General features: G+C 34.5%; 16 protein-coding genes and 9 tRNA genes. 2 read left to right on the forward strand and 23 right to left on the reverse strand.

All coding sequences use genetic code 11. The features are described from left to right. Positions 1-195: 195 nt before the first annotated feature. The 3 genes from FH036_RS20160 to colA all read right to left on the reverse strand — a co-directional run bounded on the left by FH036_RS20160 (position 196) and on the right by colA (position 5481). A complete protein-coding gene (locus FH036_RS20160) occupies positions 196-1776 on the reverse strand; it encodes a flotillin lipid rafts scaffold protein FloT (protein WP_044791433.1) in 1581 nt (526 codons plus the stop codon). 12 nt (positions 1777-1788) lie between these two features. Then, positions 1789-2337: an NfeD family protein gene (locus FH036_RS20165; protein WP_044791435.1), complete on the reverse strand. Its 549-nt coding sequence runs from the start codon at positions 2335-2337 to the stop codon at positions 1789-1791. A gap of 246 nt (positions 2338-2583) precedes the next feature. Next, positions 2584-5481 (reverse strand): collagenase ColA, encoded by a 2898-nt coding sequence (gene colA, locus FH036_RS20170; RefSeq protein WP_044791437.1) that lies wholly within the window; start codon positions 5479-5481, stop codon positions 2584-2586. Between the two features lie 359 nt (positions 5482-5840). On the opposite strand from colA, the gene opuD reads away from it, so the two are divergent. Together opuD and FH036_RS27480 are read left to right on the forward strand one after the other, a co-directional pair. Next, on the forward strand, positions 5841-7391 hold the full coding sequence (opuD, locus tag FH036_RS20175) for a glycine betaine transporter OpuD (protein WP_000591598.1): 1551 nt from the start codon (positions 5841-5843) through the stop codon (positions 7389-7391). Positions 7392-7394: 3 nt separating this feature from the next. Beyond that, the gene (locus FH036_RS27480) at positions 7395-7643 is read left to right on the forward strand and encodes a hypothetical protein (RefSeq protein WP_257469630.1); all 249 of its coding nucleotides are present in this window, start codon (positions 7395-7397) and stop codon (positions 7641-7643) included. Positions 7644-7753: 110 nt separating this feature from the next. On the opposite strand, the gene FH036_RS20185 is transcribed toward FH036_RS27480, so the two are convergent. From FH036_RS20185 to FH036_RS20280, 20 genes are all read right to left on the reverse strand, one after another. After that, on the reverse strand, positions 7754-11050 hold the full coding sequence (locus FH036_RS20185; protein ID WP_139896173.1) for a leucine-rich repeat domain-containing protein: 3297 nt from the start codon (positions 11048-11050) through the stop codon (positions 7754-7756). Between the two features lie 128 nt (positions 11051-11178). Beyond that, a complete protein-coding gene (yhbH, locus tag FH036_RS20190; RefSeq protein WP_000503505.1) occupies positions 11179-12354 on the reverse strand; it encodes a sporulation protein YhbH in 1176 nt (391 codons plus the stop codon). Between the two features lie 447 nt (positions 12355-12801). Continuing rightward, positions 12802-14697, reverse strand: a complete 1896-nt coding sequence (locus FH036_RS20195; RefSeq protein ID WP_000353279.1) for a PrkA family serine protein kinase — start codon at positions 14695-14697, stop codon at positions 12802-12804. Positions 14698-15090: 393 nt separating this feature from the next. Beyond that, entirely contained in the window at positions 15091-17160 is a 2070-nt protein-coding gene (locus FH036_RS20200; RefSeq protein ID WP_000664293.1) for a sensor domain-containing protein, read from the reverse strand. A gap of 129 nt (positions 17161-17289) precedes the next feature. Continuing rightward, positions 17290-17778: a tRNA (uridine(34)/cytosine(34)/5-carboxymethylaminomethyluridine(34)-2'-O)-methyltransferase TrmL gene (gene trmL, locus FH036_RS20205; RefSeq protein WP_000538147.1), complete on the reverse strand. Its 489-nt coding sequence runs from the start codon at positions 17776-17778 to the stop codon at positions 17290-17292. 58 nt (positions 17779-17836) lie between these two features. Then, entirely contained in the window at positions 17837-18724 is an 888-nt protein-coding gene (locus FH036_RS20210) for an amidase domain-containing protein (protein WP_000260539.1), read from the reverse strand. 44 nt (positions 18725-18768) lie between these two features. Next, positions 18769-19911 (reverse strand): tRNA epoxyqueuosine(34) reductase QueG, encoded by a 1143-nt coding sequence (gene queG / locus FH036_RS20215; protein ID WP_000345218.1) that lies wholly within the window; start codon positions 19909-19911, stop codon positions 18769-18771. A gap of 199 nt (positions 19912-20110) precedes the next feature. After that, positions 20111-20184, reverse strand: a tRNA-Gly gene (locus FH036_RS20220). 115 nt (positions 20185-20299) lie between these two features. Beyond that, positions 20300-20950 carry a DsbA family protein gene (locus FH036_RS20225; RefSeq protein WP_000841311.1) on the reverse strand — a complete coding sequence of 217 codons (651 nt, stop codon included), beginning with the start codon at positions 20948-20950 and terminating at the stop codon, positions 20300-20302. Positions 20951-21137: 187 nt separating this feature from the next. After that, on the reverse strand, positions 21138-21914 hold the full coding sequence (locus tag FH036_RS20230; protein WP_000664704.1) for a transglycosylase domain-containing protein: 777 nt from the start codon (positions 21912-21914) through the stop codon (positions 21138-21140). 487 nt (positions 21915-22401) lie between these two features. Further along, positions 22402-22863, reverse strand: coding sequence for an NUDIX hydrolase (locus tag FH036_RS20235; RefSeq protein WP_139896174.1), 462 nt, complete (start codon positions 22861-22863; stop codon positions 22402-22404). A gap of 121 nt (positions 22864-22984) precedes the next feature. Beyond that, positions 22985-23704 (reverse strand): YebC/PmpR family DNA-binding transcriptional regulator, encoded by a 720-nt coding sequence (locus tag FH036_RS20240; RefSeq protein ID WP_000532946.1) that lies wholly within the window; start codon positions 23702-23704, stop codon positions 22985-22987. A 332-nt stretch (positions 23705-24036) separates the two neighbouring features. Beyond that, positions 24037-24118, reverse strand: a tRNA-Leu gene (locus FH036_RS20245). 10 nt (positions 24119-24128) lie between these two features. Then, positions 24129-24199, reverse strand: a tRNA-Cys gene (locus FH036_RS20250). A 14-nt stretch (positions 24200-24213) separates the two neighbouring features. Further along, a tRNA-Gly gene (locus FH036_RS20255) sits at positions 24214-24288 on the reverse strand. A gap of 5 nt (positions 24289-24293) precedes the next feature. Beyond that, positions 24294-24368: transfer RNA gene (locus FH036_RS20260), tRNA-Gln, on the reverse strand. Positions 24369-24431: 63 nt separating this feature from the next. After that, positions 24432-24507, reverse strand: a tRNA-His gene (locus FH036_RS20265). Between the two features lie 19 nt (positions 24508-24526). Next, positions 24527-24600: transfer RNA gene (locus FH036_RS20270), tRNA-Trp, on the reverse strand. Between the two features lie 7 nt (positions 24601-24607). Next, positions 24608-24691: transfer RNA gene (locus FH036_RS20275), tRNA-Tyr, on the reverse strand. A 10-nt stretch (positions 24692-24701) separates the two neighbouring features. After that, positions 24702-24777 (reverse strand) — tRNA-Thr (locus FH036_RS20280). Positions 24778-24869: the final 92 nt, after the last annotated feature.

Raw genomic sequence — 24869 nt, forward strand, 5'->3', positions numbered from 1 at the left:
ATTTAATTTCTTTATATAAATTATACGATTAAAATGTATCAACTCTTTATCTCTTTTTCTATTAAAGAATTAATACATACCCTTTTCATTCTATATAAATTAAATAATTAAAACAATATATTAAAATGTACATTATTCGAATAATTCACAGAAGAACCTCTAGTATCTCACTTACTAGAGGTTCTTCCCACTATACTATTCTTTATCTTTATCTTTTTCTACTTCTTTTTTCTCATCTTCTACTACAGATACAATAGGTTTATCGTTTGATAATTGTTGAACCGCTCCTTTTCCAGCAAATCCTTCTAATAACTCTTTTAAATCAATGCCAGAAGAAGCTTTTAATGTTTCTTGCATCGTTGCCATTAAATCAGTCGCATAACCTGCAACTTTTCCGGCGCCGCTATTTTTACCACCGCCGCCTGTATCGACAACTGTAATTTTATCAATGTTGCTAAGTGGGCTAGCAACTTCCTTCGCATAACTTGGAAGCATTTTAAGTACCATATCCATAATTGCCGCTTGGCCATATAACTCAAATGCCTCTGCAATTTTTTGCTTCGCTTCTGCTTCTGCTAAACCTTTTAACCTAATAACATCGGCTTCCGCCGTACCTTGTGCTTTTTGTACTTCCGCTTTAGCTTGACCTTGTGCTTTTTCAATTTCTGCCTTCGCTAAACCTTCCACACGTACTTCTTCCGCACGTGCTCTCGCTTCAGCTTCAATCTTATATTGATCCGCATCTGCCTTTTTAATTTGTTTTACTTTTTCTGCTTCCGCTGATTGCTCAACAGCATAGCGATCGGCATCTGCTTTTTTCTTTACTTCTGCATCGTATTGCTTTTCACGACGCGCAATCTCTTTTTCTTCTAATTCAATTTGTTTCTCACGCTCAATGATTTTAACGCGCATTTGCTCTTCTGTAACACCTTGTTGCGCTTTCGCTTGTTGTAATTCGTAAGAAAGATCGGCGTCTGCACGAGCTTGTTCTTGCTCTCTCTTATAAGATTGTACTTTTAATTCTTTATGTTTTTCAGCTTCAGCGATTTGCGCATCACGTTGGTATTCAGCTTCTTTCGCTTCTTTCTCAGCACGAGCTTTTTCAATACGAGCTTCCTTTTCACGCTCTGCATTTGCAATTGTTGCATCACGCTTAACCGTCGCAATTTGTGGCTGACCAAGTGCATCTAAGTAACCGTTCTTATCCATGATTTCTTTAATGGTAAAGGAAACGATGCGAAGCCCCATTTTCTTTAAATCTGTAGAAGCTACTTCATGCACTTTTTGAGCAAATTGCTCTCTATTGCTATACGCATCTTCTACTGTCATAGAGGATAAAATCGCACGTAAATGACCTTCTAAAACCTCTTTTGCTTCTACCTTTAACTCTTCTGTTTCTTTTCCTAAATATTGCTCAGCTGCTGTAGATACTTCTTCAATTGTAGAACCTACTTTAATAATAGAAACACCATTTACTGTAACTGGAACACCTTGCTTCGTATACGTATCGCGTGTACCCACTTCTAACTTATAATTTAGTAGGCTTAAAGGTTCTGCTCTTTGCATAATTGGAACTACGAATGTACCGCCACCACGAATAATCTTAATCTTCTTTCCATCATCAGTGGTAACTACATTTTTCCCACCACCAAGCCAGTTCCCTGTAACAATTAACGCTTCATCTGGTCCAACTGTTCGATACTTCGTAATGAATACTAAAATGAGTAGAATTAAAATTGCGAGTAAAACTCCACCAATAATTAATGGAATCGTCATGTAAATTCCCCCTTACAATTTTGGTTTTTTTAAAGAATAAGCGATGTTTTGTACAAGCAAAACACCATCTTGGACTCCCTCGATAATAACTTCAGTTCCTTGTGAAATATCTTTTTTTCCAATTGTTTTAGCTGGAATTGCATTACTTCCAAATTGGGAGGATATTAATACTTCACCAAATCCTTCTGTAGGAATTGTCGTAATGACTTCTCCCTTGCAACCAATGAATTCATCCATACGTTGCACAGTATTTTGTTCAGCCTCTGCAATCGGCTTTAAAATTAATATTTTCATTATGAATACACCAATAAAGGATATAGCAAATGCAGCCACGAAAATAAGAATACTATTAAAGGAAAATAAATATTCTCCTATATAACAAAGTCCACATAACATAGCGAAAAAACTAAGTAATAAAGTAACAACGGATACCGATCCGCCTCCAAAACTAAATATGGATTCAAATATATCCCCAAAAAAGATATAAATCACAGTGAGTATAGTAGCAATAATAAATCCATATAAATAAATTGTCTCAAGTGGATAACCAAACAAAACCATTTCTTATCCCCCTCTCTTAAACAATCCCTTTTTTGTTATGTGTATGCCCCACCTCTTCCAAAGATTATTGTTCTTAATTTTCAGTTATTTGTCTTTTAAAGAAAAGCCTGCAATACAGGCCTCTAAAAAAGAACAGGAGAAACCCATTGTGACAGGCTCCTCCTAGAAAATAACCGATATATTATATATCTATATAATATACTATTTTCCACAAAAAGTAAAGTTAAACATACATTGGAAAAGCACTTATTTTACTGATAATTCGTATGTTCCATCGCCATTATCATATTTATATACATACAAGTAATACTTACCTGGTTTTGCATTCATTTTTGCATCTATATGATTTCCATTTGCTTGACCGTAAGCAGCATAATTTTGCATATCTGATTCATGGTGAAGTACCCATGTCATCCCGATTCCATACTCATTTAAAACGGAAATATCGATATCTTTCGCTGATGCTACATTAAATGTATAAACATCAGTGTGGTCCCCGCCAATAAGACTACCTTTTATCGTACTATTTAGCCCGATACGATTTGCTTCCTCTGGGCGATTATTTGGTTCTGATTCTGTTAAACTTCCACCTTTAATCGTAACAGTTGTTTCGCTTCTGCTCTCTTTGCCTTTATCATCTTTTACTATTAACGCTACTTTATAAGAACCTTCTCTTTCATATACATGTACTGGATTAACTTCTGCACTTGTGCTTCCATCTCCAAAGTCCCATAAATAAGAAACGATTTTTCCATCTTCATCTTTTGAGCCATCACTTTTAAATTGAATACCTTCTTTTACAAGTCCATTATAAGGGCCATTTATATTAATCGTTGGAGCTTTATTTTCTCCGTCATCTTTTGCGATACCGTGGAAGACTACATCATATTCAAATTGATTTGAGCTATTCACACGATAATTGACGAAGTATGCTGTAACAGTTTTGTAGCCACTCCATTCTTTTTGCGCAAGTTGTTCCAAAGCTTCATTTACTTTCTTACTCATTGCGTTCCAATCTTCTGACTCACCTTTTGTTACACTACCTGTATACGTACCTTCTAATGTAAATGTATTAAAGAATTGGGAGCTATGTTTTGTCATTTTTGCATCTTTCATCGGCAACATTTCAGTCATTTCTTTCTCTACTGCTGTTAATGATTTTGGGGCATGTTCAGCTAAATAATCATCTGCTACTGCCGGTACATTATATTTATCTTGATTATCGATTAGCTGCTGCATATACTCTTGATACTCTTTATTTAACTTAGGATCTTTACTTAGATTTTCACGATATGCATCATAATTTTTTACGTCATTCGCACGAATCAAATCTTGAATTTTATCAAATGTTTCAAACTGATGCGTATATAAGTAAGACTGCAATGCGAACGAGTAATTATAGAAATCCCAAGAACCGTATTTAGCAAATAATGTACGCTCTGCTGTATAACGACTTGCAGGATCAGATGATAATCCACTAATGATGCTCTTTCTCGGTACTACATTATTTGTTCGAGTAGACCCTGCGAAAAACTCTGCATTTCCTTCTTGGAACCAAGTTAACCTTTCATTTTGATACATATCTCCTCTTCCGAATAAACCTGGCACTTCATATCTCCCTTGAAGATAATGGGTAAACTCATGGCGGAATAATTCTTCTAAACTATAAATACTTTGTTCTGGCGTGCGTTCATATGTAAAGAATGTTCCTGTTTCTTCAATATAAATTCCACCGTTGTTCGTTTCATATCCATACAGTTGTCTATTTAATTGGTACTCTTCTGGACTGTTATAAATTACGATCGTTAATATATCATCTGCATTGCCCGGCTCTAACGCTTTATCATTCCCAATTACACGATGATACTGCGCTTTTACTTCCTTTGCAGCCCAGTATAGTCTCTTAATTTTTTCTTCCGATACTTTATCTCCTGTTTTAAATACGATAGATCCATCATCAAATGTATACGTTTTTGGTAAGTACTGCTCTTTTCCTTCTTTACGTATTTTCTCTAAATCTACTGTATTCCCGCTATAATCTTTTCCGTTATAATTTGTTGTAATTTGTTCTACTGCGACAAAATACGGTTCACTTAAACGTGGATACATATGCATTGCCTGTGTCACAACTTCTAATCCTTTATTTGGATTGCTATGAAACTTCCCTAAACGACTAGCAAAGTAAATTCCATTATTAACGAGCCACTTATTTTCTGGTGTTACTTCATTTAGAAGAGCAATACGATTTATTTCATTAATAAACCCATCTACTTTTCCATACCACATCGTTTCATTCGCTTCTTTACGAGCCTCAATTAAGTAAGACTGTATATCATAGTCAATCCCTTGCATAATATCGTATACAGCTTGTCCTTTCATACGATCGTCTACATACGTATGAAGATTATCATTATATTGTTTTAAAATATTAGCTGCGTATTGAACCGTTTCAACATCACTTGAAGCGTTACTAATCAATTTTCCGTATGCAGATACGACTGTATCTTGCTCATCTGTACCTAGCTTAAAGTTTGGGTTATTCGCAATTGCTTTTAAAGCAGGTAAACATTTGTCCTGGAAGCTTCTTTCATTTAATTCACTTAATTCATTATTATAAAATGCCAAATAAAAAGCTGAACGTAACACTTCCGTAAACGTTTGAATTCCTTTTGAATCATCTTTCGTAAATGTACTACCTCGATGAGCTAATTCATCTATAACGACTTGCATTTTCCCCTTATCTTTATAAAAAGCTTTTGCATCTTCATTAAACTGGAATAAATCTGTAATTTGGTGCCACTTAATACTGCCTAACGTTTCAACTAATTCTTGATCATTCATTTTGTTTAAATCAGCCATTGAATAACTTTCCTTAACTTGCTTTACTGCCGCTTTGTTCGGAATAGATGCTGGTCGCTGTGAAAAGTCTCCTACTTTTAAACGTTCTTGAAACGATAATGTTTCCTCCGCTTTAGAAACGTGCCCAATCTCATCTACCGACTTTTCAATTCCAACCGGTTTCGTTTTCAACACGTTATACGGTACTTTTTCTTCCGCTACTACATGAGTTTGAAGTGCACCTAACGATAAAGCCATTGTACTAATGCTAAGCATCACTTTATTGATCTTTGATTTCTTGTTCATATCCTTGCCCCCTATTTTAATATTCCATCCAAGAATTTAACATAAAATCTAGATACAACAATATAAAATGCAATATTTCATATTATTTCTTCTTACATTTTGTACATATCGTGAACAATCTTACTTTTATCCCGCATTAACGGGCAGTAAGACCCCCACCTCAAAATTCATGGGAAGCAAAGAAGTTAGGTGGGGGTCGGGCTGCCCGTAAAAGCCCGATTGGTTCAACTAATAGTTATGAATCTATAGCAATTAAACTGGCTTTTTACACATGTTAAAAATCGAATTTTTTGACAATTAAACCTTCAATTGTTATGATTAATATAATTGTTAACTTTATTAAACAAGGGTGGGATTCTATGATAAAAAAAGAAAACAGTGTATTTTATATCTCCATCTTGCTAACAACATTATTCATCATATGGGGAATTACCCCGGCAAGTTGGATACAAGGCTATGATTTACAAAGTGTTACCTCTTCCTTAAATTCATTTATCCTCAATAAATTTGGATGGTTTTATTCTCTACTTATGACCGCAATGATTATTTTAGCCACTTATTTAGCATTTTCTAAGTACGGTTCTATTCGTCTCGGTAAAGATGGAGAAAAACCAAAGTATAGTTATCCATCTTGGCTATCCATGTTGTTTGGGGCAGGAATGGGAATTGGTCTCCTCTTTTATGGAATCGCTGAACCGATTTCACATTTTACAGATCCACTCACAGGAAAAGCAGGTACAGAGGAAAGTGCCAAGCTCGCTATGCAATATTCATTTTTCCACTGGGGTCTCTTTCCATGGTCACTATACGCAATGGTTGCTTTAACAATTGCATATTTCACATTCCGCAAACAAAAAGGTAGCACAATTGGGGCTACAGTTACTCCATTATTTAATCGATCGAAAAATTCTCCTATCGGAAAAACAGTTGATATTTTAGCTGTTTTAGCCACTGTATTCGGTATTGTGCCATCTGTTGGGATTGGTGCTCAACAAATCGCCGGAGGATTAAGCTATTTATTCCCTTCTATTCATAACACTTTACTTACACAGCTCATACTTATCGCCATCTTCGCTGTTTTATATTTAACAAGTGCACAAACAGGCTTAGATCGTGGGATTAAATATTTGAGTAACTTAAATTTCTCTCTTGCAGGTATATTACTCGTCTCCTTTTTACTTTTAGGACCAACTGTATTTATTATGAAATATTTCACATCTACACTCGGTTCTTATATTGGAGCTTTACCTAGTATGGGATTAAATTTAGGAGCATTTAATGAAAAATCTTCTTCTTGGATAGAAAACTGGACTATTTTCTATTGGGGATGGTGGATCTCTTGGTCTCCATTCGTCGGTACATTCATCGCCCGTATTTCTAAAGGACGCACAATAAAAGAATTTATTTTTGGAGTTGTATTAGTCCCAACTCTCATCTGCACATTTTGGTTTGCAGTATTTGGCGGTACCGCTATCCATATGGAAATGTTCCAATCGCTTGGTATAGCTGATGAAATCGCAAAAAATGGTACAGAGATTGGATTATTTGCTGTTATTTCACATCTACCGTTCTCTACATTTTTAACAATTATCGGGTTAATTTTAGTAGCCACATTTTTCGTTACTTCTGCTGACTCGGCAACATTTGTCGTTTCTATGCAAACGAGTAACGGAAGCTTATCACCAAAAAATAGTTTAAAACTTATATGGGGATTAACAATCGCGATCATTGCAGCTATTTTATTACAAGCTGGAGGATTAAATGCACTGCAAATTGCAGCGATCATCGCAGCACTACCATTTTCTATCGTAGTCGTCCTTATGATTACTTCACTCTTTAAAGAGCTACGAAAAGAAGACGTTAATTTGCAAACGAAAGAAGTTCCGAAAAAAATAAAAAAGGTTATGTAACGATTGGCACCTCTTCTTTTAGAAGAGGTGTTTTCTACATTCATTTCATTTATTTTCCTAAAACAAATAAAACCTACTTGTTTTATAGGGATTATATGTTATTATAAAGGAAATAATTGGGTAAATAAAGAGCTTGAAAAACTAGGAAAAGAAAACTTCCTACATACACTATATGACAAACATCTAAAAGAAGAATTCGGTCCTCAAATTAGTCCTGAATCCGTTATTACTGAGGGCGGCAAAGTAAATTAAATAAAACCCATTCGTATGAAATATACTCTTCATACGAATGGGTTTTTACTCTATTATATAGTGTTGTAAACATAAATAATCATATTACGTTATAATAAGATAAAACGTTTTTATTTCTTAAATAATCTCTTTCTAAATACAAACATACTCAGCGCTGAAAGAACTAACGCTACGCCTGAAAGTAATGTTGATGTATTCTCTTGTCCACCTGTTGCTCCTAATGATTTCTTGCTTTCTTCTTGTTTATTAACAGCTGGTTTACTTTCTTTCATTTTTTGATTCTCTACTACTTTTTCTTTCACAACTTGATTATTCACGTTTTGTTCTTGAACTACTGCTGATTGATTTACTGCGTCTTTTGAACCTTCAATTCCTGGTGTTGGCTCTTTTGACTCTTCTTTCGGACCTTCAACTTCTTTTCCTGGTTCTTTTACTTCTTCTTTTGGCTCTTCAACTTCTTTTGTTGGCTCTTTTACTTCTTCTTTTGGTTCTTCAACTTCTTTGGCTGGTTCTTTCACTTCTTCTTTCGGACCTTCAACTTCTTTGGCTGGTTCTTTTGACTCTTCTTTCGGATCTTCAACTTCTTTTGTTGGCTCTTTTACTTCTTCTTTTGGTTCTTCAACTTCTTTTCCTGGTTCTTTTACTTCTTCTTTTGATTCTTCAACTTCTTTTGTTGGTTCTTTTGGCTCTTCCTTTGATTCTTCAACTTCTTTTGTTGGTTCTTTTACTTCTTCTTTCGGTTCTTCAACTTCTTTTGTTGGTTCTTTTACCTCTTCTTTTGATTCTTCAACTTCTTTTGTTGGTTCTTTTGCCTCTTCTTTTGATTCTTCAACTTCTTTTGACGGTTCTTTCGGCTCTTCTTTCGCTACTATATTTTGCATAACTGTACCACTGTATAATAGAGTTAGACCGTGGTAATTTCCATTTAATGAGAATGTATAAACTTTTTCTCCTGGAGCTTTCCATACGACTGTTCCTCTATCAGTGACGATACCATCTGTACTCTTCAGTTCAATATCTTCAAAGATTTCTCCCTCTAAATCGTAGATAGGAATTTGGATTTCTTGATTCATTTGTCCATCTTCTAAAACAATTTTTTGGTTTTTAATATCAACTGTTATCCATTGAGCCAATTGAATAATCGGTCTTACATCACGGATCTCATTTCCAGCTAATTTCAAGCTAAGTAAATCGAGCATAGAAGATAAAGTAGAGATATCTTTAATCTTATTATCAGATAAATTTAACCACTGTAAGTTTTTCAAGTTCGCTAATGGAGAAATATCTCGTATTTTATTGCTCATTATTTCAAGCTTATTCAATTTACTAACTTTGCTAATCTCATCTAAATTATTGATTTCATTATTATTTACTAACAATGTATCTAGATTTTGCAATTGATGAATTCCAACAAGAGCAGCATGATCAAGTTTATTATTTGATAGATCCAGATTTTGCAATTTCTGAATCTTAAATAGTTCTGGAACATTTTTTATACTGTTATTGCTAACATTTAATTTTTCAAGATTCTCTAATGACTGAAGTGGTTTCATATCTTCAATTTGATTATTGGATAAATCCACTAACTTCAAACCTCTCAAATTTGAGATAAATTCCACATTTTTCATATTAACATTTTTTAATGTCAATTCCTCCATATTTGTCATGAGTTCTAATCCAGAAAAATCTGTTATGCCCTCTTTTTCCCCATCTGTAATTTTTAAAGTCTTAACTTTTAATAAATCTTCTTTCGTTATAGGGGTATTTACATTTTTACGTTCAAAATTATGTTTGTTCATGTATTGCCTTAATTTCATATCTTGAATTACGTTAGAACTCTCTTCTCGTTTTTCAACGATATTTTGTATTACCCTTCCTTGGAACCTTATCTTACTTTCACCAGCATCCATCTTAAATTCATACATTTTTTCTCCAAGACTATTCCACTTTATTAATCCATTTGTAATACTTCCGCCTTCACTCTTCCACTCAATATTTTGAAGTGCTGTCCCATTTACATCATATACAGGAATTTTCACTTCTTCATTTATATATGCTTCATCTAAAAAGATTTTTTGTCTTTGAACATCAATTTTAATTCGTTTTCCTAATTCTTGAATAGGTCTTATATCACGAATCTCATTTGTCGCAAGTTTTAATTCATATAAATTATTCAAATTACTAAGTGATGATACATCCGAAACATAGTTTTCCTCTAAATTAAGTGCTTGTAAACTAGTTAGGTTAGATAATGATGTAATATCTTTAATATCATTTTTTTGAAGATCAAGTTCCACGAGGCTACTCATCTCACTAATCGGTTCAATATTTACAAGCCCGTTACTTCCTATCCCTAATGTCCCTAATTTATTCAATTGCTCAATGCCTGTAAGATCAGTAATTTTATTATTGCTTACATATAACTTTCTTAAAGAAGAAACATTATATAAAGGCTTTATATCACTAATTTTATTACCTGATAAGTTAACGGTTCTAACCTTTTTAAGTTGACTTAGTGGATTAATATCAACAATTCTATTATTTTGTAACTCTAGTATATCCAGTCTTTCTAAGTTTACAAGCGGCTCAACATTTTCTATTTTATTAAAAGATAGATCAACTACTTTTAAACGTTTTAGTTGTGAAATAGGAGCTATATTTCTTACATCAGACCCTTGTATCGTTAGTCTTTCTAGATTTTCCATATACTCTAATCCTTTTAGACTCTCAATTCCTTGACCTGCATATATATTTAACTCTTTAATTTCTTTTAAATCTTCTTCAAATATAGGTTCATTTACATCTTTTCTATTTAATACGTTTTTGTTAATTACTTGCTGTAATCGTTTATCACGTATGATATTTTGTGTATCTTCAATTTGTTCTTCTTCCTCTTCTATATCGCTTTCTACAAATGTGCGCATATTCACTTCAAACTGAATTTTGAATTCCTTATCGTACCCTAAAGTGGGAATTAAAATATGCATTTGCATATTATATCTTTTTCCTAACTCACCTACTTCAAATTGTATAACTTTCGTTCCATGTTTTCTTTTATCTTCTGAAAGCACCTTTACATCATGGAATACACCTGGCTCTTTACTATCTTCGACTTTCAGATAGTCAAAGAAATCACTATCTTTTAATGTTGCTGTAATAATTCTTTTTCCATTTTCAATCGTCAGCTTTGGATCTTTTATATATACAGTTGCATATGACTCTTCATTTGAGTTATCTTTATACGCCTTAATTATCGCATCAAAAACATACTTCTTTGAACTTTGTGCAGTCATATTTTCTGTACCAGCAGTAGCTGCTACGGCAGGTGTAGCATAAACAGCAAATGGCAACGATAATGTCGCAGCCACTAACATCGCATTTATATGTTTTCTTTTATTTTTCTTCAACTTTACATCTCCTCCAAAGTATATAATTCAAAATGTAATCATTTCTCGAATAAATGATAATGATTTTCATTATCATTGTCAACTAAAAAAATAAAAAGTTTACAAAAAAATAACCCCTCAAAAAGGGGTTATGCCATTTTCTCTCCTGATTCTTCTCTAAAAAAGCTCTTCATCGCGTGAAATACATCTGCTTTTTGCTTTAAAATATAATATCTGAAATTCTCATCTTTAATATTTTTATAGGCTGACATAAGTGTACTGTGGCGGTTGTACTGGTTCACTTCCCCATACCCAAACATATTACACTTCTTCATTAACTCTTCAACAAGTTTTACACATCTAGCATTATCTGATGTTAAATTATCACCGTCTGAAAAATGGAATGGATAAATATTATAGCGGTCTGGTGAATATTTATTATCGATTAGCTCAAGTGCTTTTTTGTATACAGAAGAACAAATTGTTCCGCCACTTTCTCCTTTTGAGAAAAACTCTTCCTCTGGAACTACTTTTGCCTCCGTATGATGGGCAATAAATTCAATATCTACTGTTTCATACTTTGTGCGTAGAAATCTCGTCATCCAGAAAAAGAAGCTCCGTGCCATATATTTCTCCCATATTCCCATCGATCCACTCGTATCCATCATCGCTAATACAACAGCTTTTGAATCTGGCTTTAATACTTCATTCCAAGTGCGGAATTTTAAATCTTCTTGGTGAATCGGATGAAAAGATGCTTTACCACGCATCGCATTTCGTTTATATGCGGATATCATCGTTCTTTTCTTATCGATGTTGCCCCATAATCCCGTTTTTCTAATATCATTAAATTCAACATGTTCAATCTTGTTTTCATCCATTTCTTTTCTCTTTAAATTAGGTAATTCTAATTCTTTGAAAAATGCTTGCTCTAATTCCAAAATAGAGACTTCAGCTTCATAATAATCTTCTCCAGCCGCATCCCCTGCTCCTTGCCCTTTTCCTGGTCCTTTTTGCTTTTGACCACCTGATCCATCTCTCGCAACGACATCACCAACTTTGCTGTCACCATTTCCTTGCCCAACGTGTTTGTTTTTATCATAATTGTACCTAATCTTATATTCATCTAAAGAACGAATCGGTATTTTTACAACATCCTTACCATTAGACATAACAATGCTTTCTTCTGTTACAAGATCGGGTAAATTATTCTTAATTGCCTCTTGTACTTTCTCTTGATGGCGTTGTTGGTCGTCATATCCTTTGCGATGGAGGGACCAGTTTTCCTGTGAAATCGTATAATTTGGTTGGTTTTCTTCACCCATTTCTTTCCCTCCTTACTGTAATTGTCTTCCTATATGAACAGCAAGCTAGAAATTTTGTTTTATACTGTACCAGCTAGAATGAAAGGTCACTGCCCATCGAAAATCATCCCATAAACATATATAACGTTTTTCATATAATACTCCGAGCATCCTAAACAAAATTTTGCCACTCACATACTAGAAAAGAATCATTCAGCCTTTGATAAGAAAGAAACACAATGCATAGTTGCACACATTTACACTTTGCAACATATTGTATTGTGTTGGCTTTTTTCGTATGAATGGTTGGTTACTCTATCATATGCATATTGTAAAAATAATTGACAATAAATTCATAAAATTGCATCTTAATTTATTACATTTGGACAAGGTATGACACTTTACACATATGACTGGATAATAAAACGCTGTCCCGCAAAATACAAGAGACAGCGTTTTGTTATCAAACTATCGATTTAGCAGGCTACCTACATAGCGTAATAATTCATTTGCTGAAGAAGAATTATAGCCGTGCTCATCAATTAAACGTGCAACAACATCATTAATTTTCTTCAGCTGATTTTCGTCTGGTGTTTTCGTTGATGTTGTAATTTTCACTATATCTTTTAAATCAGCAAATAGCTTCTTCTGAATCGCTTCACGAAGACGTTCGTGCGAATTATAGTCGAAGCGTTTTCCTTTACGTGCATAAGCAGAGATGCGAATTAATATTTCTTCCCGGAATGCTTTTTTAGCATTTTCTGAAATTCCAATTTGCTCCTCAATCGAGCGCATTAACTTTTCATCTGGGCTCATTTCTTCACCTGTTAACGGATCACGTAATTTCGACTTATTGCAGTACGCCTCAACGTTGTCTAAGTAATTATCCATAAGTGTCTTAGCGGATTCTTCATACGAATAAACAAACGCTTTTTGTACTTCTTTTTTAGCAATTTCATCATATTCTTTTCTTGCTAATGAAATGAAGTTCATATAGCGCTCTCGGTCTTCATTACTAATCGATGGATGCTGATCCAATCCATCTTTTAAAGATCTAAGCACATCTAGAGCATTAATAGATGGTACTTCTTTTCGAATAATTGTAGAAGAAATGCGGTTAATAACGTAACGAGGATCAATACCTTTCATACCTTCATCTTGATATTCGCGTTGCAACTCCTCTACATCAATCGCATTATAACCTTCTACCGTTTCTCCATCATACAAACGCATCTTTTTAATTAAATCAATATCTGGACGCTTCGGATCTTTTAAACGAGTTAAAATCGTAAACATTGCTGCAACCCGAAGTGTATGCGGTGCAATGTGCACATCGGACACGTCACTTTCACGAATCATTTTTTCATAAATATGTTCTTCTTCACTCACTCGTAAATTATATGGAACTGGCATTACAATAATTCTTGAGTGCAATGCTTCATTTTTCTTATTTGCTATGAAAGAGCGATACTCTGTTTCATTCGTATGCGCTACAATTAATTCATCTGCTGAAATAAGTGCAAATCTTCCCGCTTTAAAATTCCCTTCTTGTGTAAGCGATAATAAATGCCATAAGAACTTCTCGTCGCATTTTAACATCTCTTGGAATTCCATCATCCCACGGTTTGCCTTATTCAATTCTCCATCGAAGCGATACGCTCGTGGATCTGATTCTGAACCATATTCTGCAATTGTAGAAAAGTCCAAGCTACCTGTTAAATCTGCAATATCTTGTGATTTAGGATCAGAAGGGCTAAATGTACCAATACCAGTTCGGCGATCTTCAGAGAAGAAAATACGCTCCACAACTACATCTTCAATTCTCCCACCATATTCTTGCTCTAGGCGCATAACGTTGAGTGGTGATAAATTCCCTTCAATTCTTACTCCATACTCATCAAAGAAATCATCTCGTAAATGATGCGGAATTAAATGAAGTGGATCTTCATGCATTGGGCACCCTTTAATTGCAAAAATTGCTCCTCGATCTGTTCTTGAATATGTTTCTAATCCTCGTTTCAACATCGTAACTAATGTTGATTTACCTCCACTAACAGGACCCATTAATAATAAAATACGTTTTCTAACATCTAATCGTTTTGCAGACGGATGAAAATATTCCTCTACAAGACGTTCTAAAGCATCCTCTAACCCAAATAGCTGATTACTAAAGAAGTTATACTTTCTTCTACCATCAACTTCTTCAATTCCAGCATCTTTTATCATATTGTAAATGCGAGAGTGTGCTGTTTGAGCCACCCATGGTCTTTCCTTCACAAGCTCCAAATACTCCGCAAACGTACCTTCCCATTGTAAGCGTTCTTCTGCTTCTCGATGCTGTTCAATTTTTTTTAGAATATCCATTATAGCTCCTCCCCCATCTCCTTGTTCAATCGGATTATTATAAAAGGTATGCTAGGATGTCCTTAAACATTCTTTAAATCAAAATGAAATATACAGTAGTGTTATAAAATTCTCTCCAAAATTCAAAGAAAATTCTGTATAATATAGGTATTAAAGTTTTTACACCTCTATTCACTTTAAATAAATTCTTTTCTTCCAAGAACATTACATACATTTCGATTCATATTTCAGATTCGTAAACTGAAAAAATAGGAGGGATATTAGTATGAAATTATTATTAATTTTAGGTGTATCACTCACATTTCTTACAGCTATTTTTACATCTGGTTACAATGATAAACCCGGTACACATAAAAAGTGATGTGCTTCTTAGCACATCACTTTTTTTATCAATTATTTATAATACACATTTTCCACATCATATTTTGATAAAGGGCGGCTATAATAATAACCTTGTACAAACTTCACATTCTTTTCCTTCAAAAATTGTATTTGTTCCGCTTTTTCTACTCCTTCTGCAATTACATTCAATTCCAACGTATGAGCTAGATGAATAATTGCAGCCGTAATATTCGTATCGCGTTCATCTACATGTATACCTTCCATAAAAGAACGATCAATTTTCAAAGTATCAATTGGATACGTTTTTAAATAACTCAAAGATGAATACCCTGTACCAAAATCATCTAAATGAATCTTTAAATTTTGTTCTTTTAATTGTAGCAATACTCTTTTCGATATATCTTTATGTATAAGGGCTCCTTCTGTAACCTCTATCGCTAATAAATGAGCTGGTACATTGTACTTATGTAAAGCTCGTGTAATCATCTCTATTAATGTAATAGAGCGAAAATGCCTGGCTGAAATATTAACTGCAATTGGGACAACTTCATATCCTTTATTTAACCATTCGCGTATTTGTCGACACACTTCATTTACTACCCATTCATCAAGCTTAATAATAAACCCTGTTCTTTCTGCTAGCGGAATAAATTGATTGGGAGAGACAAATCCTAATTCTTTATTCTCCCACCTTATTAAAGCCTCCATACTAGCTATTTTTTTCGTTTCAATATTCATTTGCGGCTGATAATATAAGAAGAATTCATTTTTTTCTATAGCACGATGTAATTGGTTTTCTATTATAAATCTTTGTTCACGCTCACAATCTAACCCACTGCAATAAAAATGATAATGTCCTTTTCCTTTTTCTTTTGCTTTTTCCAAAGCAGCATCAACTCTTTGGAATAATATCTTTTCATCTTCTCCATCTGTTGGAGCCATTACAATTCCGATTGAAGCACTTAAATACACGTCCTCTTCTTCGATTACAAAATGTTCACTAATCCTTTTCAGTATGTTTTTGGAAACTCCCTCTACACGTTCTTTCGTTATATTTTCTATTAACATAACAAATTGATCATCGTGTTCTCTAAATAAGTGCATACCAGCTATTTCAAAACTGCTTAAACATTCTGTAACTTTTTGTAATACTTTATCTCCTTCTTTATGGCCAAAAGTATCATTAATAAGATGAAATTCATCTAAATCTATAAAAACAAGCGCAAACTCTGTATTATCATTCAACAAAGTATTTAACTTATTTGCACATGAAATTCTATTCATTAATCCTGTTAACTGGTCATAGTAAGCTAAATATTCCGTTCTCATCTCATTTAATACTTGCCTTGTAACATCTCTCGTAACAATATATACTCCAACAATTTCACCATTTACAATAATCGGAATCGTCCTCAGAGAAATATATAGCTCGTACCCTTCTTTATGAACATACTTCTTTGAAACAATTTGCTTCGCTTTTCCTTGCATGGATCCTTTAAATATAATTTGAAAATCTTTTTCATATTCTTTATTAATAAATTCAAAGATAAATTTATTATTTAATTCTTCATATCGATATCCAAATATTTCATACGTTGCTGGATTCGCGTATGTAATTCTACCTATAGAATCTATAGATATAATGGAGTCATTATTATATTCTAGTAATGACTTAAATAACATTTGTTTTTCCTCTATTTCAATCTTCTCCTCAATTTGAGCTGTAATATCCCTCGTAATACAAATAATAAACTGGCATACCCCTTCTTCATCAAATACAGGATTAAGTGAAGATTCATAATGTAAATTACCAGTTGGTAAACTAACTACATCACAAAAGGTATGTGCTTTTGCTTCACTCGCTACTTTTGCATATTGCACTTGCAATATTTCCGCCGTATCTTTCGGCAATACTTCAGAAAACGTTTTTCCATAACATTCTTCGCTTAGCTTTGCATAATCCATACCTATCTTATTTACATAAATATATGTAAAGGTTTCATCATCCATAACTTTCACAATAAATACTAAATCTTGAATAGCATGTAATAATCCTCTTCTTATTAAATCCATATCTATCATACTTAAAAAGGTATTTTGATTACGATATTGTTCCTTCATATTTATCTCAACCCGTCTAATCTATTTTTATTCATATATCACCATTCTATATGACTATGTACCCTTTTTTAAATGTATGATTCCATATTTACTTTTATTTTTAGAAAAAAAGCCGCCATATGGCGACTTTTAATAAACAATTTCTAAATCTAATCCTGGATAATTTTGTTGACGGAACGCTTCATAAATTAAAATAGCTGCTGTATTTGATAAATTTAATGAACGCACTTTATCAGTCATTGGAATACGTAAACAATGATCGAAATTTTCTTCGATTACATTAGCTGGTAAACCGTTCGTTTCTCTTCCAAATACAAAGTAGTAATCCTTCTCACGTTTACTATAATCAAACGCTGTATGAGCTTTCTCGCCATACTTTGTTAAATAGAAGAACTCACCGTCTTTATTTTTCTCATAAAACTCTTCAATTGAATCATAATACGTAATTTTCACGTGCTGCCAATAATCTAATCCTGCACGCTTTAACATTTTATCATCCGTTGAAAATCCAAGCGGTCTAATCAAATGTAATTCTGTTCCAGTTGCTGCACAAGTACGAGCAATATTTCCTGTATTTGCTGGAATTTCTGGTTGATATAAAACAACATGTACTCCCACGCGATATTCACCTCTGTTTTTTGTCTACTACGTATTATACCACTTGAGCGAAAAATCTCTACCCATTAATAATATGAAAGAATTTATATTTCATTTGTGGTGTATATTTACTAGAATCTTCATAGTTCCAATAACGCCGACGGCTATTCGCTGAATGTGCATTTACAAGTGGCATACCATCTGCGTCTTTTGCTACTACAATCGTCGTATGATTCCACCTACCATCATCCTCGAAATCATAAGCGATGACATCACCAAGAATAAGGTCCTCTGGCCTTTCTACAGCTTCAGCTCGAAGTCCTGATGTAGCACCTGACAAATACCAATAAAAAGAGTGTGCAACAGCCCAGCTCCAACTCCACTGATTCTCCCTTTGCCACCATCCTTTGCGAATATTAGGATATCCATTCATTGGTACTTCTCCAGTATGAAGACATTGAGAAATAAAATTCGTACAATTATCAGGGAAATTACGATATGCAGGGTTTCGATCATCCCACCAACGCTCTGCATATTTAACTGCCTCTAAACGGTTGTACTGATAGGAACCGTACTTCTCTTTTGTAACTTCCCTTTCTAATGTCTCACTCATTCCAACTGCTTCTGGCACTTCAATAGCATAATCACCTATTATCCGGCTATTATTTAAACAAACTCTTCGTTTTAATTGTTCCTCTTCAATATAAAATAATTCTTTATGCTTAATTAAATATTTAAAATGTATTTGATAATCAATTTCTTGATGATTGCTATTATTTAATTGCCTCATAAAAGAAACATCCGCAGTTGCTTTTACTATCTCTGCATTACGCTTTTGAAATAATTGTTTCTTTCTCTTTGCTATTTGTAATAAATCTTCAGCAATACCATCTACATTTGTTCGTTTCTCTGTTATATATGCTAAAAAGTGTTGGACTTGCTTTTCAATATTTATTTTTACAACCATTTCGTCTCCCTCCCATATTACAATATGAAAAAGGGAGATATTATCTACTCTTTTTTCTGCGCTAACAGTTCAAGTCCGCGATTCATTTCATGAAGAACCTCTTCGTCTTTCTCACGTTGCATCGCTTTTTCAATAGCTTCGCCCACGCCGTCTCCACCAATTTTCCCAAGCGCCCACGCTGCCGTCCCGCGAAGCACTGGTCTTGGATCATCTTTCATAACACCTATTAAATCTGGAATTGCTGATGCTTCTTTAAAATGTGCAAGTGCCAAAATCGCATTTCGTTGCAACGGTTTTTTACCTCTCCATGAACCAGACATAATTCCATATTTCTCTTTAAAATCACGATTGCTAATTGTTAAAAGCGGTGTTAATAACGGTTTAACTAACTCAGGATCTGGTTCCATCTCAGGGTGATTATGAAAATCCATTCCTTTATTTTTCGGACAAACTGTCTGACACGTATCACATCCATAAATACGATTACCTATTTTGTCGCGATACTCTTCTGGTAAGAATCCTTTCGTCTGTGTTAAAAATGCTATACACTTCTTCGAATCTAACTGTCCTCCTTGTATTAAAGCACCTGTAGGACAAATATCAATACACTTTGTACAGCTCCCGCATTGATCTTCTATCGGCTGATCTGGTGGGAATGGAACGTTTGTAATCATTTCTCCTAAATACACATACGAACCAAATTCAGGTGTAATAATAGAGCAGTTCTTACCGCTCCATCCAATACCAGCACGCTCTGAAACAGCTCGATCACTTAATTCACCCGTATCAACCATTGACTTAACTTCTATATCGGGAAGTTTTTCGATTAAATATGCTTCTAATTTCTGCAAACGATCTCGTAAAACTAGATGATAATCTTGTCCCCAAGAAGCACGACAAAAAATCCCACGGCGTTCTCCACGCTTACTTAATGGTGCATTTTTTAATTTTGAAGGATACGCTAATGCAATCGCAATAATTGATTTTGCACCAGGTAATAGAAGCTGTGGGTTCGTTCTCTTTTCTATATCAGGCTCTTCAAATCCAGATTGATAATTTAATTGTTGCTGCTGGATTAACCGCTGCTTTAATTCTTCAAATGGTGAAGCACTAGCAAAGCCTATTTTATCTATACCAATCGTTTTACTATACGCAATAACATCTTGCTTTAATTGTTCAAAATCCATTCCTAATCGCCCTCCTCAGATGAATCCATCCTTTATGTAACGATCTATTAGTTAGCAATTCACTTTTGGAATACTATTCTTTACTTCTATTTTCGCATACAATGATGTTTTTAAAACATTAAAAAACGCAATGCCTCGTTTATCTCGGAAACGAAACACTGCGTTGATCACAATTTATAGAAAAACATTTAATAAAATTTGGAGCGGGTGAAGAGAATCGAACTCTCGACCAGAGCTTGGAAGGCTCTTGTTTTACCACTAAACTACACCCGCAAATATGAAATACATATAAGATATTAGAATAACTTATGTAAAGTAGTATAGCATGTACAAAAAGCGGAAGCAAGAATTTTATCGAAAAAAGTCGAAAAAGTGATGAGAGGACTCATCACTTTTTCAATTCTTTATCAATTGCCGCCTTCATACTATCAAAATCAGGATTTGCAAGATTTCCATTCACATATACCGAAGGAGCACCTTGAACTTTTAATTTTTGAGCACGATCTGAATCTTTACGTACTTTTTCTTTTATTTCTTTACTGTGTAAATCTTTCTTAAATTGCGCTACATCAACTTTCGGAAGCTTCTCTTTCACAATATTAAGAAGCAATTCTTCTGTAATCCATTCTTCCGTATCTTTCTTTTGACTTTGATAAATCTCATCATAGAAAGTCCAGAATGAATCTTTATCTTGTTTATAAATTGCTTCACCAGCTGCTGCACCTAAATCAGAGTCTTTTCCGATAAATGGGAAATTAATAAAGTATAACTGCACTTTTCCTTTATCGATATACTCTTCTTTTAATCGTGGTAATACTGTTACATCCCAAGTACGACAAGCAGGACATTTGAAGTCTCCAAATTCAACTACCTTAACTGGGGCATCATCTTTCCCTAAAGATTGTTGTGTGGAATAAGCAAACATCTCATTCCCTTTATCCTTTTTGTCATTTATGATGCTATACGCAATTGTTCCGATTACAATCAATACTGCAATAGAAAAAACTATACCAAGGGCCATGAGTTTATTTGATTTCATATACATTCCTCTTTAAATTCATATTCTGTATACAGCATTGTACACAATACACATAATATCAACACTTATATACATCACGCAATGAACACGCTCACATAAATTACAAAAACACAATAATTGTGACGATATTGTGTCACAATTTGTCACAATTTATTCAAAAAAAGAAGCTCCTATGTAGGAACTTCCTTTAGCTTACTGCTTTTTCACGAGCACTATTTAACATTGACTGCTCTGTTTTTATATCATGCCGAATTACTAACTTCTCACTAACTGCTTGCACATACTCATCATGATTGATATAGCCTTCTTTCTCCATCAATCTCAAAACGACATTTCGTCTCTCTACGGCCTTATCATAATTTTGTGCAGGTGAGTAATAAGCAGGTGCCTTTACTACAGCAGCCATCATTGCACTTTCAGCCAACGTTAATTGGCTTACCTTTTTACCGAAGTATAGGTTTGCTGCTTTTTCAATTCCCCATGCTCCTTCTCCGTAATAAATATTGCTTACATACAATTTTAAAATTTCATCCTTCGTAAATGTACGTTCAATTTTTTTCGTATAGAAAATCTCTTTCCACTTACGAGAAAATGTACGTTCATTCGTTAAAAAAGCATTTTTAGATAACTGTTGTGTAATTGTACTTCCACCTTGCACAACACCACCAGCTTTTATATTTTCAACAGACGCTCTGACAATCGCTATATAATCTAAACCGTTATGATGATAAAACCTTTTATCTTCTGTCGCAATAAATGCATGTGTCAATGATTCTGGTACCTCTAACTTAGCCGGTACATGTAATTTACTAATATCACTTTTCTCAATCATTACATTTCCAATGAATAATAACGTAAAACTTAACAATAATAATAAAATAATGGCTTTATAAAAAAACTTAGTCATTGGATTTAATGCAACTTTTTGATGATAGTTCACCCTAGATAATACTCGTTCTTTCATCTTAAACACCTCTTTTCCACACAGCGTATAACTCTTACTTTAAGAATACCTTGTTGTAAAAAAATATCCCATCGATTTCTCTTACACGTACCTTACATCATTGTAAGGTATAAATTGAAACTTTCATCAGACCCCCACCAATCTGGCTGCCCGGCAAATAGCGGGATAAAAAAGTATTGTATCACAGTCCTTTTTTATCTACTATTCATCTGAAATATTGAATATAGATTATGCTAAATCAATAGCAGATTAAATCTTAAGGCTATTATACTTTCTCTATTAAAGCACCCTATTTTCATTATATCATCTACCAATATATATACTTTTGAGTATCTAGTAATCTAAATGTACATAATATATCATATATTATACAGAACAAACGTTCTTTAAATCAATACTAACGCTATTATTATTTTGACCTTTTTCTTAAACAGTATACAAAAAAGAGTAGTGATTTGATTGTGTCTCAAATCGACTACTCTTTTCTTTACAATCTTCCTATTAAGTTATACGGCTGCACTTCCCACGTTTCATACGGAATAAAATGTGTTGCTCTCATCGCATCAAGCGTTCTGGATTTCATATGAGGACGCGTTATATACTCATTTATGTTCTCTTCGTTTAAAGCCACAAATTTAGCCTCTTGTATTTCTTCAGGTTGAATTTTTATTTCACCGCTCACATATGCCACTTTAAATACAATACTTAAAATGTGCATAGAAGCATTATAATAGACCCCTGTAATTCCGATAGGCTTCACAGTTAATCCCGTCTCCTCAAGCATTTCCCTACAAACTGCTTGATCGAGTGCTTCCCCTTCTTCCACCTGTCCTCCTGGTAACTCCCACGTATCAGCTCGCCAGTGTACCTTTGCTAATAACACTTCATCTTTTTCATTTGTTAAATAGCCTGCTACAGCAACGATATGTTTTGGTGTTTTTTGTTCCATGTTAAGCCTCCTAGCAATAATGAATATTTCATATATCCCTATAAGCATATTCCCTGTTTACAATAAAATACCTTTATTAAAAAAGCCCCTATTCGTTAAACGAACAGGGGCTTTTATCGTATTATTCTCCTAAGTCTACGTTGTGATAAACTTGTTGTACATCTTCTAAATCTTCTAATGCATCAACCATTTTTTCAAATTGTGCTTGTGCATCTTCAGGAAGTGTTACATCGTTTTGTGCAAGCATTGTTAATTCGGCAACTGTAAATTCTTCAACACCCGCATCTTTAAGAGCAGATTGTACTGCATGGAATTGATCTGGTTCAGCATACACGATAACAGCATCTTCTTCTTCAAGAATGTCACGTGCATCCACATCTGCTTCCATTAAAATCTCAAGAACTTCATCTGATGTTTTCCCTTCAAGGCCGATAACAGCTGTTGCATCAAACATGTAAGCTACAGAACCGTTTACACCCATGTTACCACCGTTTTTGCTAAATGCAGCTCGTACATCTGCTGCAGTACGGTTTACGTTGTTTGTAAGTGTATCTACAATTACCATAGCTCCATTTGGTCCGAACCCTTCATAACGAAGCTCGTCATAATTTTCTTCTGAACCACCTTTTGCTTTTTCAACTGCACGATCGATAATTGTTCTTGGAACATTGTATGTTTTCGCACGTTCTAATACAACTCTAAGCGCTTGGTTTGATTCCGGATCTGGCTCGCCTTGTTTTGCCGCTACATAAATTTCACGTCCAAATTTCGCGTATATACGGCTAGTATTTGCATCTTTTGATGCTTTTTTATCTTTAATATTATTCCATTTACGACCCATACTTTCCACTCTCTTTCCCGTTTTAAATCTACATAAAAATATTAATATGAAATATCATGTGTGTTCAACACATTTTTAAAAGAAATATAAAAAGTTCATTTTTGATTCATATTACAGACATAATATAAATCACTATCATTTTGTTCTTTCGACAAGTTATATTATACATGAATTCCTACGTTTATTACGAATTTTAGAAGCACATAACATAATTTAGCAAAAAAATTCTACCATTTCACCAACACACTATTTATGCTTATTTTGTAGTGTGATGAAAATATAAAAAGACTCTACACATTTGGTGTAGAGTCTTTTTATTACGCCGTTCGTGATACCGATGGTCGGGGTCGAACCGACACTCCCGAAGGAACACGATTTTGAGTCGTGCGCGTCTGCCAATTCCGCCACATCGGCACAAAAGAAAAGGCGGCAACCGGATTTGAACCGGTGATAAAGGTTTTGCAGACCTCTGCCTTACCACTTGGCTATGCCGCCATATAAAATTTTACTGGAGCGGAAGACGGGATTCGAACCCGCGACCCCAACCTTGGCAAGGTTGTATTCTACCACTGAACTACTTCCGCAAAAATGGCTGGGCTAGCTGGATTCGAACCAGCGCATGACGGAGTCAAAGTCCGTTGCCTTACCGCTTGGCTATAGCCCATCGAATTCTTACTTAATTATATGTAAGTATCCATTAGATTATTTATAATTTTTAAAATAAAAATGGGGCGACTGATGGGAATCGAACCCACGAATGCCGGAGCCACAATCCGGTGCGTTAACCACTTCGCCACAACCGCCATGTTGTGTAAATATATTTGGCAGGGGCAGTAGGAATCGAACCCACACTGGAGGTTTTGGAGACCTCAGTTCTACCTTTAAACTATGCCCCTATGTAAATGGTGGAGGGGGGCAGATTCGAACTGCCGAACCCGAAGGAGCGGATTTACAGTCCGCCGCGTTTAGCCACTTCGCTACCCCTCCGAAACTTACATGGTGCCGGCTAGAGGACTTGAACCCCCAACCTACTGATTACAAGTCAGTTGCTCTACCAATTGAGCTAAGCCGGCGTATTTTATTAAAGTAAATGGTGGCTCGGGACGGAATCGAACCGCCGACACGAGGATTTTCAGTCCTCTGCTCTACCGACTGAGCTACCGAG

Source organism: Bacillus sp. CD3-5, from assembly GCF_006349665.1.
GTDB classification, from domain to species: Bacteria; Bacillota; Bacilli; order Bacillales; family Bacillaceae_G; genus Bacillus_A; species Bacillus_A paranthracis.